Below are 14,435 nucleotides of genomic sequence, written 5' to 3' on the forward strand. Positions count from 1 at the left end.
GGTTTGATTGGTTTTGAGAGGAAACCGCTAACTTCTGGATGTAACTCTTCCAGAGAACACTGATTCTCCAAAGCCGCAGCGACCATTTGTCCCACCTGATGATGAGCATCTCGAAACGGAATACCCTGCATAATCAATGCTTCCAGCACAGCGGTGGCATTGAGAAAACCACTATTGGCTTTTTTTTCCATCAGCTCAGTATTAAAGTCCAGGCTTTCCAAAAATGGAGGCAGAATAGTAAGACAGGAGACTAAGGTATTTACTGTATCAAATAGACCTTCTTTGTCCTCTTGCAAGTCCTTGTTGTAAGCTAGAGGCAAGCCTTTTAATACGGTTACTATACCGAGTAAATGTCCAAAGACCCTGCCAGATTTACCCCTGATCAACTCAAGAATATCCGGATTCTTCTTATTAGGCATCAAGGATGAACCGGTTGCAAAGGCGTCATCAAGAGTAATAAATCCAAACTCCTGAGTTGCCCAGAGAATTAAATCTTCAGCCAATCGAGAAAGATGTACCATCAAAATTGAAGCGGCACTGCAAAATTCCATAATAAAATCGCGATCGCTCACAGCATCAAGAGTGTTGTTTATAATGCCGCTGAATCCCAAAGTTTGAGCAACCCAGTTTCTATCCAGTGGTAAATTGCTGCCCGCCAGCGCCCCAGCGCCTAATGGAGAGAAATTCATTCGATTTCTCATGTCTTCAAAGCGACTTATATCTCGTACCAACATGGACAGATACGCATCAAAAACCCATCCTAAATAAATAGGTTGAGCCTGTTGCAAGTGAGTATATCCCGGCATGCGGTCATCAGCATGTTTCATGGCCAGTTTTTGGAGTACATCCCTGACGCTGTGCAACAAACCAATTATTTTAGAGGCCGCATCTCGGGTATAGAGTCTTAAATCAAGAGCTACCTGATCATTTCGACTTCGGCCAGTATGTAATTTCTTACCTGTTTCACCAATCTTCTCAATCAACAGGTGTTCTATAAACATATGAATGTCTTCATACTCATCCTGCAGAACGTGCTCGCCTTTGTCCAATTCACCTTTGATCTCTTCCAAAGCGGCACAAATCGCCTGAGCCTCTTCTGATTGAATAATTCCCTGACGCGCAAGCATTTTGGCATGAGTCTGACTGCCCAGAATGTCATATGAATAAAGAACATGATCAAAGGCTAAAGAAGCATTGAACGCTTTGGCTAAAGGATCCAGGCTTTTTTTAAATCGACCGCCCCAGGTTTTATTGCTCATACTGATCTCCTTTATGGACCTTGCCAAAGACTTGTGCTGACAACGAAAATAAATTAATAAAACCTTCTGCATCCTGTTGGTTATATACCGTATCTTCTTCAAATGTTGCGAGAGCTGGCTGATGAAGACTATAAGGTGAATGCATACCACAAGGAATCATATTGCCTTTAAACAACTTGAGTTTTACCGTACCCGTAATATGTTGCTGAGTTACCTCTATTAATGCGTCCAGTGCTTTTTTCGTGTGGCTGAACCAACGCCCTTCATAAACCAGAGTGGCATAGGTTCCCTGCAGAGATTGCTTCAGGCTGAGAGTCTCTCTATCCAGACAAAGACTTTCAAGCATCTGATGTGCCTTATAAAGAACCGCTGCCGCCGGTGCCTCATAAACACCCCTGATCTTCATGCCAACCAATCGATTTTCTACAATATCAGCAACACCTATCCCGTGAGCACCAGCCTTTTGATTGAGCAGGTGAAGCAAATCCACTGGATGCATCGGAGTATTATTTAAAGATACCGGCTCACCCTGTATAAATTCAATCGTGATGAATTCAGGTTCATCAGGCGTCTGTTCAATTGGAGTAGTCATCAAAAGCAAATCATCGGGTTGTTCCTGAGCAGGATCTTCCAAAACACCGCCTTCATGAGAGATATACCAAATATTATGATCTCTGGAATAAGGAGATTTTGGGGTTACAGGAACCTCAATACCATGCAATTTGGCATAATCTATGGCTTGTTGCCTTGATTTAATTTCCCAAGAACGCCAGGGAGCAATAATGTGCATGTCAGGTGCCAGAGCTTTAATCGTGTATTCAAATCGCACCTGATCATTTCCCTTACCTGTAGCGCCATGGGCTATAGCATCAGCATCTACTAGAGTAGCAATTTCTACCAGTTTTTGTGCGATTAATGGCCTGGAAACTGTACCCAGGATGTATTGATCCTCATACAACGCTCCTGATTTAACCAAAGTCCAAAGATAATCGGTAACAAACTCGTTCTGAACATCAATAACATAGACGCTGATAGCACCACTATTCAGAGCTTTTTGTTTAATGGCTATCAGATCTTCGTTCTGCCCCAGATCACAAATCACCGCAACAATTTCAGCCAAAGGATAGTGTTCTTTAAGCCAAGGAATCATTACCGATGTATCAAGCCCGCCAGAATAGGCTAAAACAATTTTTTTAATTACTTGCTTCATAATCAACTCCTGCTAATGTTTGTTTTACATAATGGATAGGATGTTCTAGTTCTCTGGGCTTAATGTCGGCGATAAGCCGCCCGTTTTTAAGCACCACAAGCCGGTCAGTAAGTTGAGTCAGAAAAGCTAAATCATGTGAGGCGATGATCATGGTGACCCCCATGTTGTTCACTTTTTTCAAAAGCATGATGACTTCTTCAATCATGATCGAATCCAGACCCGATGTAGGCTCATCGCAAAGCAGCACGGCGGGTTGCATCATTAAACTTCGTGCCAGAGCTACACGTTGTTTTTGTCCGCCAGATAACTGAAATGGGTACTCTCCAGCTTTATCTGCAATACCGAGAGTATCCAAAAGATGCATGGCTTGTGCTTGGTGGTTTTGTGCTTTATTGTGCAGGCCTGGGGCATAAGTCAGATTTTTAAGTACGGTCATGTGAGGAAACAACTGAAAATCCTGAAACATGAATCCACTGTTTCCTTCTATGTGAATTGCTCCTGAATTTAAATGTTCCAGTTTTTGGATGCATCTCAATAAAGTTGATTTTCCACTGCCCGAAGGACCAGACAGCCCTAGAATAGTGTGTTCCTTAACCTGCAGATTAATATTATTCAAAACCTGAGTGAAACCAAATTGTTTGCAGGCATTAGCAATAGTTAACATGCGATCCTCCTTTTGCGATTCGTTTACCCAGAAATTCAATCAATAAAACCAGAGCGTAGTAATAACAACCCGCAATACAAAGAGGTAAAAAATAGGTAAAATGCTCTGAAGCCGCTGATTGCGCTTTACGCATTAAATCCATACCGCCTATAGTAGAAATCAATGCCGTTTCCTTGGTTAAAGCTATGGTTTCATTAATCAGCGCTGGCAGAATATTGTTGATTACCTGAGGTAAAATAATGTCCTTCCACAAGTAAAAATTAGATATGTTCAAGGTTGCCGCGGCTTCAAACTGCCCTTTTGGTAAATGCTCAATACCTGCCCTTAAAATTTCGGCAATATAAGCCGAACTGTTTAAACCAAAAGTCAAAATGCCTGCAGTCAAAATATCGGGTCGGAACCCGGTAAGTCCCGGCAAAGAAAAATACACAAAGCTCAATTGCAATATAACGGGCGTTCCTCTGATAACGGAAATAAACTGCCTGATTAATCCTTTGCCTATACCGTTGTATCGTAATATGGCCAGCACGGTTCCAAGCACTATACCGGTAAGCAGTCCTCCTGCCAGAAGCTTCAAAGTCAGAAACATGCCGGAGCCAATAAAAACGATGTACTCATTTATTTGTTCCATGAATCATTCTCCAGCCATTTAGTTTTTAATTTTTGAATTTCTCCTTTTGCCTCCAGATTTTTTAATGCCTGATTCACTTGGGGCGTTAACAATGAGTTCTTGGGTAACGCCAAAGCGTATCCATCTTCAGATTGTGCAATCAATACATAAGTTAATCCTGGATTGTTTTTACTGAAGATGGGAGCTTGCGCGCCATCCATAATCACCACATCAACATGTCCTGCCTTAAGTGCTTCTACAGCCTGATTATTATTATCCATCAGGACAAGCTCTGCGGTTGGCACTTGCTTTTTAGCCCAGATTTCCATAGTGGTTCCCAACTGACACGCTATTTTCTTATCATGCAGTACACCTATTGAATTCAGGGATTGCCCAGTCTTAAAAACTGCGGCCATGCCTTCAAAATAATAAGGTGTACTAAAATCCAGATTCTTTTTTCGTTCATTAGTAATGGTGATGGTTGAGATGGCAAAATCTGCTTGCCCTGACAAAACAGTCGGTAAAATACTGCTGAACTGCATGTCATGAAATACAGCCTTCTTTCCTAACTCTTTAGCGACCAGGCGAGCCAGATCAATATCAAAACCTTTGATTTCACCCTGATCGGAGTATTCAAATGGTGGATATTCTGCCGAGGTGGCAACATTCAGGACTTGAGCCTCATTCCCCCCACTACACCCTGTAAAAAAAAGGACAGAGCATATTAAAAACACGTACATCAATTTATTCATATTAAATATATATCCAATTTTTATTCATTTATTCACTATATGGATCTCAGATTGCCTTGTCAAGGCTTAATGGATATAATTTCAAACAATTGATTGCATATTCAAATTATAATGGGAGGTTTTATGTCGCGTGATGCCGTATTGGATGGGCATATTTTAACTATTGTTCAAAGCAGTAAAATTGCGGAGCAGATGGAATTGCAACAGTATTTAAAGGCCAGAGGTTATGATGTTCCTCAGGCGACTTTATCGCGACGTTTAAAAAAATTGAATATTGCCAAAGTTTCCGGAGTGTATAAGGTTGTTGATTTTAAATCGTCTAATTTACCATTGATACTTGGCATTAATATTTCTGAATATGGACTCATTGTATTGCATACAGAACCAGGTAACGCAAACAGCATTGGCTATTACATTGATCAAAAATATGTCGATTATCATTCATTTGAAAATAAAGATTCAGGAATTCTGGGTACTATTGCCGGTGATGATACCATCCTCCTAATTATCAAGAGCAAGAATTACCTGGATAAAGTAGTGCATCTTCTGAAGAGTGAATTTCCTTATTTGAATTTTTAATGAAGAGATTGAACGTTTTTTGTAAGACCTGACTCTATTAAAATTTAAGGGAAACATTATGTTAGAACAAACATTAAGACATCATTATCAACGTGTGTTGGTTGATCCTCTAGTCTGTCGTTTAAATAATCGAATAACACCATTATCAATTACCTGGTTATCTGGCTTTTTTGGTTTATTATTTATTCCTTGCCTTTTATTACATAAACCGTTTTTAGCAATTAGCTGTCTCTTAATCTCAGGGTATTTAGATACACTTGATGGCTCAATAGCCCGCTTTCAAGGCAAGTCAAGCGACTTTGGCTCAGCAATGGACATCATTATTGACCGAATCGTTGAATTTGCAGTAATTTTTGCATTTTATCTATTTAATCCAATTCAAAATGCTTTTTCTGCCATTTTAATGTTAGGCAGTATCTTGCTCTGTATTACCAGCTTTCTTGTTGTAGGCATATTCACCAACAACAATACCCATAAAAGTTTTCACTACAGCCCAGGATTAATGGAGCGGGCAGAAGCATTTATTTTCTTTATTGCCATGACCTTATACCCCGGATATTTTAATCCTTTAGCATGGTTGTTTTGTATTTTAGTTTGCTTTACAGCCTTGATTCGAATGATGGAATTTAAAAAAAACAGTCATTCTGCCCGTTGATATATACTAAACTAAATATAGTGACATTGTATCATCCAGATACTTCAGGAGAGCGGACCAACATGATAAATCCCTTCATTCGTTCAGGTGTTGTCTGCATCCTGTTTCTCATATCAATCTCGGGTTTTGCCAAAACCGAACAGGCGATTTTTGCCGGAGGTTGTTTCTGGTGCATGGAAGCTGATTTTGATCACCTTCCTGGAGTCATCTCAACAACTTCTGGATATGATGGGGATACCATTAAAAATCCGACCTATGAACAGGTATCTGCCGGAGGAACCAATTATGCAGAATCAGTCCTTGTAGAATTTGACTCGAATAAAATCAGCTATAAGCAATTAGTCGACTATTTTTTCAGACACATCGATCCAACGACCAAAGATGGGCAATTTTGTGATCAAGGTCGTCAATACCGTAGTGCTGTTTTCTATTTAAATAATGAACAAAAAAATACAGCTGAAACAGTCAAGGAATCACTGAAGCATACATTTTCGGAACTCTATACCGAGATAGTACCTACGACACATTTTTATCCCGCGGAAGAATACCACCAGAATTATTATCAAAAAAATCCAATTCGTTATAAATATTATCGTTACCGTTGCGGCCGAGATGCTCGAGTAGAAGAGGTATGGTCTCATGAAACCCATTAAATACATTACTGTAATCTGCTTTTTTTTCATCAGTTTTCTGACTCAAGCGTACCCTGCATTTGATAAAGAGCAAAAACTGAAGCAACTCACTCCTTTGCAATATGAAGTGACTCAGGAAGGCGCAACTGAACCGCCTTTCAAGAATGCGTATTGGGATAATGAGGCAGAAGGAATCTATGTCGATATCGTATCAGGTGAGCCCTTATTCAGTTCTACTGATAAATTTTCCTCGGGAACCGGCTGGCCAAGTTTTACCAAACCAATCGACATGCAATTTATTACTTTGCATACAGGCCGACATTATCTATTCTTTGTACGCACTGAAGTAAAATCAAAGAATGGCGACTCTCATTTAGGGGATCTTTTTACTGACGGTCCGCAACCTGGTGGACTCCGTTACTGCATCAATTCAGCTTCTTTAGAGTTTATTCCCAAGGATCAAATGGCACAAAGAGGTTATGGTGCTTATCTCAAACTTTTTTCTAAAAAATAAGCAATTCTTGATAAAACACGCTAATCTTAGCAATAATAAATAGGAATTATAAAGTAGCACTATGATTACTAATATAAACCAACTCAATACGCAACAACTCAAGGAACTAGAGGAGTTAATGGCTGTCTGTAAAAAATCTGACGGAAGCACCCCTAATGTTTATACTCATATTTTGAGCCAAGTCCGTTCACTGCCAGCCAGCTTGCTTTATTATAAAAAAGAACAATTAATTGGATTTTTAAGTGCCTATTTCTTTTATGAGGACGCTGTTGAAATCGCACTCATTGTAAAACCTTCCGAACGCAAACAAGGAATAGCCAGGGAACTTATCGCATCAATAATACCTCTTATTGAATACCATGAATTTCATAGATTAATTTTCTCAAGCCCCTCTCATCTTAACGATCAATGGTTACTTGCGAAGGGATTTACCTACCTTCATAGCGAATATTATATGGAACGGGAAGATTTAAATCCCTTACTTGATAACAATAAATCCTTGACGTTTCGTAAAGCCAACATGAATGATATTCCCATTTTATCAGCCATCGATAAAGTATGCTTTCCAAAACATTACGTCGACTCGGTTGAACGATTCCAACATTTAATTGAAGGAAGAGAATATCAAATCGTAATTGCTATAAAAAATAACAAACCCATTGGAAAGGCGCATCTGCGCTGGCAAGATAATGGAGCTACTCTATCCGATATCGCCATTTTACCCGCTTATCAAGGTAAAGGATTAGGAACCACATTAATCACGTATTGCATCAATCAAGCATTAATTGAAGGTAAACCTCATCTCAATCTGGATGTAGAAACCCATAATCTTAAAGCGCTTAACTTGTATTCCAGACTTGGTTTTCTGATACAAAATGCATGTGACTACTGGGAAATAAACCTGAAGCAGTTACAAAAACTTTAGAGTGATTCAGTATGCTGCACCCCACTCCTGAATCCTATTAATACGCCACTCATTAGCGTCTTTTGATATTCAAATAATCTACAACAATGAAACAGGTGGCGTCAGTTTTACGTTCATCCCAGGCCTTGTGCATAACCGCCACTAAAGGTCTTCTGAAACATATATTAATTAGAACTTGACTTTATTTAAACCTCACCTTTAGTATTGCTGGTGTCTGCCTAAAGGAAGGCGTTATTTATTGAACAAAAAGGACCATTAATGAAAAAAAGGGTTGTGATCACTGGCATGGAAATTACTTCTTCCATAGGAACTGGAATTGATAAATTTTGGAATGCCGCAATCCAGGGTCTTTGTGGTATCAAACGAATACAAGCCTATGATCCTTCGCCGTATACAACTCAAATTGCTGGCGAAATTACCGATTTATCGCTGGATAATCTTCCAGAATTTAATAAAAGCAAACGTTATCCCAAAGCAGCCCAGTATGCCTTGTATTGTGCTCATAACGCGATTGAACAAGCTGGGCTTACGGCACAGGATCTTGCATCAGCAGGAACATACATCGGTACAAGCCTTGGTGGTCACCCAGAGTTGGAAGTGGGCTATAAAGCATTTTTTACTGAAAGCTGGAAAAAAATTCCCCCACTGAGTGTGATAAGAGGTATGCCTAACTCTGTTGCCAATCATATAGCCATAGCCTTCGGTATTGGCGGACCCAATTCTACCATTTCCAACGCCTGTGTTTCTTCTGGTGAAGCCATTGGCACTGCATACCAACAAATTTCCCAGGGAAACATTTCTACAGCTCTTTGTGGTGGAACCGAATCTCTAATTTGGGAATCGGTAATGGCAGGCTGGTGTAAACTGCGCGTCATGTCGACTAACAATGAAAACCCAACTCAAGCCAGTCGTCCCTTTGATTTTAATCGGGATGGAATGGTGATGGCCGATGGCGCGGGCGTACTAATTCTGGAAGAACTGCAGCAAGCTAAAGCAAGGGGAGCAAAAATTCTCGCTGAAATTATTGGCTTTGGTGCCAGCTGTGATGCGTTTCACGTCACAGCACCTAATTCTCAAGGACAATCACGAGCAATCACCGCAGCGTTAAATGATGCAAAATTATCCATTAATGATGTTCACTACATCAATGCTCATGGTACGGGTACCCAGTTAAATGACAGTACTGAAACGGAAACAATCAAGTCTGTTTTTGGAAAAAAAGCCTACGAAATCCCAATCACGGCTCAAAAAGCCATGACGGGGCATACTATCGGTGCTGCCGGCGCCATGGAAATTATAGCCACTACCTTGTGCCTGCAAAACGATATCCTTTTACCCACCATCAACTTGAATACTCCTGATCCAGCTTGCGATCTGGATTATGTACCCAATGTATCCCGACCCAAAGTGATAGACATAGCATTATCCAATCATTTCGCATTTGGTGGTGCAAACGCAGCATTAGTGCTACGTAAATACAGAGGTTAAAGCGCTGAATGATTTAAATATGCGCAAGTTATATTTGACCATTTATACGTTTCAAATATTAACTCATAAACTGTTTCGACGTCCCGTGGCTTGTCCACGAGATCCAGGAATCTCATGACATCAATGGATCCCGTGGACAAGCCACGGTACATCGAGACTTTGAGATGTGTATCTATTTAAATCATTCGACGCTCAAATACTCTTTCAAAAGAAAAATAAACTGTGAAAGAGTACTATGTAAATAAATACCTTAGGCTAAGCAGTAAATAAATAACTTAAGCTAAGCAATACTTCATTAGTATATAAGTGAGTTAGCCGTGGTCCTTTGGTAATTGTATTACCATCACCACCCAAATAGCTTTTGCCCCAATCACCCCATTCATATCCAGCGGCAACCTGCCAGTTAGGATTCAACATTAATTGCACGCCAACACCCAGCGTATAGGAAAATGCGACGGTCGTATTGTCGGCAAACCAGGGTGATGGGTATAAGTAAGGACTTATAGAGAGTGAGTTAAACCCATGTGAATTATTAAATCCGGCGCCAAAACTACCACTCACATAAGGTTGAACAGGCTGAATTAAATTTCCTATCAGTCTGCCTTTCATTTCAACCCGAACATGATTTACTTTATACTGAAATGAATAAAAATCCGGAATACCATCAACATTGACATTACCAGTAATCTTGGCATCACTGGCACCAGCTACCCCAAGTCCCAATTCACCGAGGATGTTGGGTCGAACCATACGTTGCAATCCAAAGAAAATTTCTGCGTTTGCCATCACACCGGTCTTTGAGTTATAGGTATAATGATCAAAGCGAGGAATGGGTTCAGGATACAAATATTGACTTTGCCCGGGAGCAGACCAGGATGGGCCACCACTTAAAGTAATTATCGATGACCAAAGTACCGGTATTCCTTCTTCATAAACCAATTCTGCAGCAGAAGCACTCATTGTCAAGGAAGCACCAAGTCCGGCGATCATTATTCTTTTTAACATATCCCATCCTTTTGATTTCAAATTAGTCACCCAGTGAGGCTCAAGTAAAAATGAATGAACTACTAATTATCTGTTTTTATACCTTATTTAAGTATTTTTTTCTATTGAAATCTAAATCATTCGGTCACAGGCAAATGGAACAGTCCTGATTTCTATTCGTATTAACTCGAAAATGAAGAGTAAGGGGTATATAATCGACCTATTTTGCAGAATAAAAAGGTTAATGAATGAATACCTCACTTTGTGATATAGCAAATCTGGTTCAAGGAATTGTGATAGGTAATGACTCAATAATAATTTCCGCCTTATCCCCCATAGATAATATTACTCCCGGTTCATTAGTTTTTGCTGAAGGTGAGGACAATATTAAATTAGCTGAACTCTCGGAAGCAGCAGCCATATTGGTAGGGCAATCAACAATTAAATCCAATAAACCACTGATACAGGTTCCTCATCCCTTCAAAGCCTTTATTAAATTACTCCATCATTTTAACCCTCCTAAAAAAGCAATTGCCGGTATTCATCCTACAGCCGTCATAGGTGAAGAAGTTCAACTGGGTGAGGGTGTGTCTATAGGCCCTTACGTCGTGATCGAGTCAGGAAGCAAGATAGGTAACAACTGCGTCCTTAAAAGTCACATACACGTTGGCCATGACGTCGTAATGGGGGATAACACCACCATACACGCTCATGTAACAGTATATGATAATACTCAGATAGGCTCAGGAGTAACAATTCACGCATCAACCGTAATTGGCTCGGATGGATTTGGATATACTTTTGTCGACGGACAACACCTTAAAGTTCCTCATTTAGGTCGGGTTATCATTGAAAACGATGTAGAAATTGGCGCCAATACTGCGGTGGACCGAGCCACCATGGGGGCGACCGTCATTGGTCAGGGGACTAAAATTGATAATCTGGTCCAGGTTGCACACTCGGTTAAATTGGGCAAACATAATATTTTATGTGGTTTTACTGGAATCGCTGGAAGTACCACAACAGGTAATAATGTCATATTTGCGGCTAATGTCGGGGTCAGTGATCATGTTCGTATCGACGATGGAGTAATCCTGGGAGCCAGAACAGGTGTACCACCTAATAAACATTTGAAAGAAGGAACCATTTATTTAGGTAATCCGGCTCGCCCCAAAGATATAGCAATAAAACATGAGTTATCAGTAAATCGTATTCCTTTAATGCGTAAAAATATTAAAACTCTGACCGAGCAGGTTGCACTCCTGAATAAACGATTAGCCGTACAAGAGGCAGAATAATGATGAAAGCCCCGATAATTTTGATTGATGGATCATCCTATTTTTTTCGGGCATTTCATGCCTTACCCCCATTAACCAATTCAAAAGGCCAACCCACTGGAGCAGTCTATGGGGTAGCCAACATGATAAAAAAATTGATTAAAGACTACCAACCTGAAGAATTGGCAGTAGTTTTTGATGCAAAAGGAAAAACATTCCGAGACGATTGGTATCCAGAATACAAAGCACACAGACCACCTATGCCAATAGAACTAAGCTCTCAATTTCAACCCTTAATCCAGCTCTTGCAGGCCATGGGTTTACCTTTGTTGATCGTTGATGGAGTTGAGGCCGATGATGTTATTGGTACTTTAGCGCATCAGGCAACAGAGCTTGGTTTATCCGTTGTCATATCGACTGGCGATAAAGATATGGCTCAATTAGTCAACCAACATGTTTCACTGATTAATACGATGAGCAATTACAGCATGGATGTAAATGGGGTCAAAGAAAAATTTGGCGTCACCCCCGAGCAAATTATTGATTACCTGACGCTCATTGGTGATACTGTAGATAACGTACCCGGAGTGACCAAATGTGGTCCCAAAACCGCAGTAAAATGGTTGGATGAATACAAAACTCTGGATAACCTGATTCAACATGCAGATGCTATTGGCGGTAAAATTGGAGAGCATTTACGTGCCTGCATCCCTCACTTGGCTTTATCCAAAAAATTGGTCACCATCAAAACAGATCTGGAACTCCCCTTAACCCTGAATGATTTAAAACCAAAACCGGCCGACTTAGAGCAGTTAATCGAACTCACCCGAGAACTGGAATTCAAGAACTGGCTTAAAGAATTATTAGGACAGGAAGAAAACCAACCAACTCAAACGGATGAACCGAGTACCTCATATACATCGTATGAAATCATCACATCCAATGAGCAATTAAACCACTGGTTAAACAAATTGGAACAATGTCCCATTTTTTCTGTAGATACTGAAACGACCAGTCTGGATTTTATGGAAGCAGAAATTGTTGGCATCTCAATGGCCATTGAGGAAGAAAAGGGAATGTATATTCCTTTAATACATACAGATGGCAGTCCTCAATTGGAACGGGAAGAAGTTTTAACTGCATTAAAACCCATCCTTGAAAATTCCGATATTAAAAAAATTGGGCAGAATATAAAGTATGATTATGAAGTGTTTAAGAATCATGACATTACCTTAAAAGGAATTGCCTACGACACCATGTTAGAGTCTTACGTGCTCAATAGTAGTGCCGGACGCCATGACATGGACACATTAGCCTTAAAATATTTGGGCGTTAAAACCATCAGTTTTGAAGAAATTGCCGGAAAAGGTGCGAAACAACTCAGATTTGATCAGATACCCGTAGCCAAAGCAGGAATTTATGCTGCGGAAGACGCAGACATCACGTTACAGCTCCACCATAAACTGTATCCCATGATGGACGAGTCGTTACGCGAAGTATTTCAGACTATTGAAATGCCTTTGCTCACCGTGCTTGCCGATATGGAACGATACGGTGTATTAATTGATCCAATCACCCTGAAAAATCATGGCAAGCGATTAAAAGAGCGAATTGGAGAATTAGAAAACGAAGCGCTTCAATTGGCTGGAAGACCTTTTAACCTTAATTCTCCGAAGCAATTACAGGAAATTTTATTTGATGAGCTCAAATTACCGGTTATATCAAAAACACCAACCGGACAACCCTCCACTGCAGAATCGGTTTTACAGGAGCTGGCTTTTGATTTCAGACTTGCCGCTGTCATCCTGGAATATCGCGGATTGACCAAGTTAGTATCAACTTACATTGATGCCTTGCCTAAAAAAATCAACCCCAAAACGCATAGAGTACATACTTCATACAATCAGGCTGTCGCTGCAACGGGGCGTTTATCCTCAAGCGAACCCAATTTGCAAAATATACCCATAAGAAGTGAAGAAGGTAGATTAATTCGAACAGCATTCATTGCGCCACCAGGCTGTGTCATTCTTGCCGCAGATTATTCTCAGATTGAGTTACGTATTATGGCGCATTTATCGCAAGATAAAAATTTACTGAAAGCCTTTGCGAATGGATGGGATATTCATGCAGCAACAGCCAGTGAAATTTTTCAAACGCCTCTCGATCAAGTCACTTCAGAACAAAGAAGAAAATCGAAAGCCGTTAATTTTGGTTTGATTTATGGTATGTCCGCTTTTGGTCTGGCCAAACAAATTGGCGTTGAACGCCAGGATGCCCAACATTACATTGATACTTATTTTCAACGATACCCTGGTGTACTCGACTATATGGAACGCACTCGAAAGCAAGCGCATCAATTGGGTTATGTAGAAACGTTATTTGGAAGACGTCTCTACTTGCCTGAAATTAATGCCCGTAACATGATGCGGCAAAAGGCTGCGGAGCGCATGGCAATCAATGCACCCATGCAGGGTACAGCTGCAGACATCATTAAAAAAACCATGCTTGCCGTAGCAAACTGGCAAAATTCCCAAATCAACCCTCCAGCCCGCATGATCATGCAGGTACATGATGAGCTGGTTTTTGAAGTACGTCATGAAGAAGTCGATTCATGCACTAAAATAATCCATGATCTCATGGAGCATACGGTTGAGCTTTCTGTTCCCTTACTGGTTTCAATAGGAACAGGCGCTAATTGGGATGATGCTCATTAACAGACTGTTCAAAAGACGAAATCCCTGAATTTCCAGGTTTAGGTAAACAAGCGAATGTGTACCACCAGTCTTTTTTGAAACGCTCTCAGGCAGATTTGTCCCCACGAATTTAGATGAATAACGAAGTAGATATACAACATTTTGTCTATTTTTTTACTACGTGCCGGGCTTT

General features: G+C 40.4%; 13 protein-coding genes and 1 pseudogene. 8 read left to right on the plus strand and 6 right to left on the minus strand.

The features are described from left to right. Positions 1-20 precede the first annotated feature (20 nt). From argH to Lqua_RS03880, 5 genes and pseudogenes are all read right to left on the minus strand, one after another. Positions 21-1,259 (minus strand): annotated as a pseudogene (argH, locus tag Lqua_RS19085) (argininosuccinate lyase); the annotation flags it as partial. Continuing rightward, positions 1,249-2,469, minus strand: a complete 1,221-nt coding sequence (locus tag Lqua_RS03865) for an argininosuccinate synthase (protein ID WP_058472954.1) — start codon at positions 2,467-2,469, stop codon at positions 1,249-1,251. The pseudogene argH and the gene Lqua_RS03865, both read right to left, overlap by 11 nt. Then, on the minus strand, positions 2,453-3,133 hold the full coding sequence (locus Lqua_RS03870) for an amino acid ABC transporter ATP-binding protein (protein ID WP_058472955.1): 681 nt from the start codon (positions 3,131-3,133) through the stop codon (positions 2,453-2,455). The genes Lqua_RS03865 and Lqua_RS03870 overlap by 17 nt, the downstream gene beginning before the upstream one ends. After that, entirely contained in the window at positions 3,117-3,764 is a 648-nt protein-coding gene (locus Lqua_RS03875) for an amino acid ABC transporter permease (protein WP_058472956.1), read from the minus strand. The genes Lqua_RS03870 and Lqua_RS03875 overlap by 17 nt, the downstream gene beginning before the upstream one ends. Continuing rightward, complete coding sequence (locus Lqua_RS03880; protein ID WP_058472957.1) at positions 3,752-4,495, minus strand: ABC transporter substrate-binding protein; 744 nt, start codon at positions 4,493-4,495, stop codon at positions 3,752-3,754. The genes Lqua_RS03875 and Lqua_RS03880 overlap by 13 nt, the downstream gene beginning before the upstream one ends. A 123-nt stretch (positions 4,496-4,618) precedes the next feature. Here Lqua_RS03880 and Lqua_RS03885 point away from each other — a divergent pair, with 123 nt between their 5' ends. From Lqua_RS03885 to Lqua_RS03910, 6 genes are all read left to right on the plus strand, one after another. Then, positions 4,619-5,074, plus strand: coding sequence for an arginine repressor (locus tag Lqua_RS03885; protein ID WP_058472958.1), 456 nt, complete (start codon positions 4,619-4,621; stop codon positions 5,072-5,074). 58 nt (positions 5,075-5,132) lie between these two features. Then, positions 5,133-5,729: a CDP-alcohol phosphatidyltransferase family protein gene (locus Lqua_RS03890; RefSeq protein WP_058472959.1), complete on the plus strand. Its 597-nt coding sequence runs from the start codon at positions 5,133-5,135 to the stop codon at positions 5,727-5,729. Between the two features lie 62 nt (positions 5,730-5,791). Then, positions 5,792-6,382 carry a peptide-methionine (S)-S-oxide reductase MsrA gene (msrA, locus tag Lqua_RS03895; RefSeq protein WP_058472960.1) on the plus strand — a complete coding sequence of 197 codons (591 nt, stop codon included), beginning with the start codon at positions 5,792-5,794 and terminating at the stop codon, positions 6,380-6,382. Further along, positions 6,369-6,875, plus strand: coding sequence for a peptide-methionine (R)-S-oxide reductase MsrB (gene msrB / locus Lqua_RS03900; RefSeq protein WP_058472961.1), 507 nt, complete (start codon positions 6,369-6,371; stop codon positions 6,873-6,875). The genes msrA and msrB overlap by 14 nt, the downstream gene beginning before the upstream one ends. Positions 6,876-6,936: 61 nt before the next feature. Further along, positions 6,937-7,800 carry a GNAT family N-acetyltransferase gene (locus tag Lqua_RS03905; RefSeq protein ID WP_058472962.1) on the plus strand — a complete coding sequence of 288 codons (864 nt, stop codon included), beginning with the start codon at positions 6,937-6,939 and terminating at the stop codon, positions 7,798-7,800. Positions 7,801-8,058: 258 nt separating this feature from the next. Beyond that, positions 8,059-9,288, plus strand: a complete 1,230-nt coding sequence (locus tag Lqua_RS03910) for a beta-ketoacyl-[acyl-carrier-protein] synthase family protein (protein ID WP_058472963.1) — start codon at positions 8,059-8,061, stop codon at positions 9,286-9,288. Positions 9,289-9,543: 255 nt separating this feature from the next. Here the strand turns inward: Lqua_RS03910 and Lqua_RS03915 are convergent, their stop codons facing one another. Next, positions 9,544-10,293: an outer membrane protein gene (locus Lqua_RS03915; RefSeq protein WP_058472964.1), complete on the minus strand. Its 750-nt coding sequence runs from the start codon at positions 10,291-10,293 to the stop codon at positions 9,544-9,546. Between the two features lie 227 nt (positions 10,294-10,520). On the opposite strand from Lqua_RS03915, the gene lpxD reads away from it, so the two are divergent. Together lpxD and polA are read left to right on the plus strand one after the other, a co-directional pair. Further along, the gene (gene lpxD, locus Lqua_RS03920; protein ID WP_058472965.1) at positions 10,521-11,570 is read left to right on the plus strand and encodes a UDP-3-O-(3-hydroxymyristoyl)glucosamine N-acyltransferase; all 1,050 of its coding nucleotides are present in this window, start codon (positions 10,521-10,523) and stop codon (positions 11,568-11,570) included. Positions 11,571-11,572: 2 nt separating this feature from the next. Continuing rightward, positions 11,573-14,263, plus strand: coding sequence for a DNA polymerase I (gene polA / locus Lqua_RS03925; RefSeq protein WP_083501253.1), 2,691 nt, complete (start codon positions 11,573-11,575; stop codon positions 14,261-14,263). Positions 14,264-14,435: the final 172 nt, after the last annotated feature.

It is taken from the genome of Legionella quateirensis (assembly GCF_001467955.1).
Classification (GTDB): Bacteria; Pseudomonadota; Gammaproteobacteria; order Legionellales; family Legionellaceae; genus Legionella; species Legionella quateirensis.

Coding starts and splice junctions, on each gene's coding strand:
- Lqua_RS03880 (WP_058472957.1), bottom strand. CDS start 4,495: ATGAATAAATTGATGTACGTGTTTTTAATATGCTCTGTCCTTTTTTTT.
- Lqua_RS03865 (WP_058472954.1), bottom strand. CDS start 2,469: ATGAAGCAAGTAATTAAAAAAATTGTTTTAGCCTATTCTGGCGGGCTT.
- Lqua_RS03910 (WP_058472963.1), top strand. CDS start 8,059: ATGAAAAAAAGGGTTGTGATCACTGGCATGGAAATTACTTCTTCCATA.
- lpxD (WP_058472965.1), top strand. CDS start 10,521: ATGAATACCTCACTTTGTGATATAGCAAATCTGGTTCAAGGAATTGTG.
- Lqua_RS03875 (WP_058472956.1), bottom strand. CDS start 3,764: ATGGAACAAATAAATGAGTACATCGTTTTTATTGGCTCCGGCATGTTT.
- msrA (WP_058472960.1), top strand. CDS start 5,792: ATGATAAATCCCTTCATTCGTTCAGGTGTTGTCTGCATCCTGTTTCTC.
- Lqua_RS03890 (WP_058472959.1), top strand. CDS start 5,133: ATGTTAGAACAAACATTAAGACATCATTATCAACGTGTGTTGGTTGAT.
- Lqua_RS03870 (WP_058472955.1), bottom strand. CDS start 3,133: ATGTTAACTATTGCTAATGCCTGCAAACAATTTGGTTTCACTCAGGTT.
- Lqua_RS03905 (WP_058472962.1), top strand. CDS start 6,937: ATGATTACTAATATAAACCAACTCAATACGCAACAACTCAAGGAACTA.
- msrB (WP_058472961.1), top strand. CDS start 6,369: ATGAAACCCATTAAATACATTACTGTAATCTGCTTTTTTTTCATCAGT.
- Lqua_RS03885 (WP_058472958.1), top strand. CDS start 4,619: ATGTCGCGTGATGCCGTATTGGATGGGCATATTTTAACTATTGTTCAA.
- Lqua_RS03915 (WP_058472964.1), bottom strand. CDS start 10,293: ATGTTAAAAAGAATAATGATCGCCGGACTTGGTGCTTCCTTGACAATG.
- polA (WP_083501253.1), top strand. CDS start 11,573: ATGAAAGCCCCGATAATTTTGATTGATGGATCATCCTATTTTTTTCGG.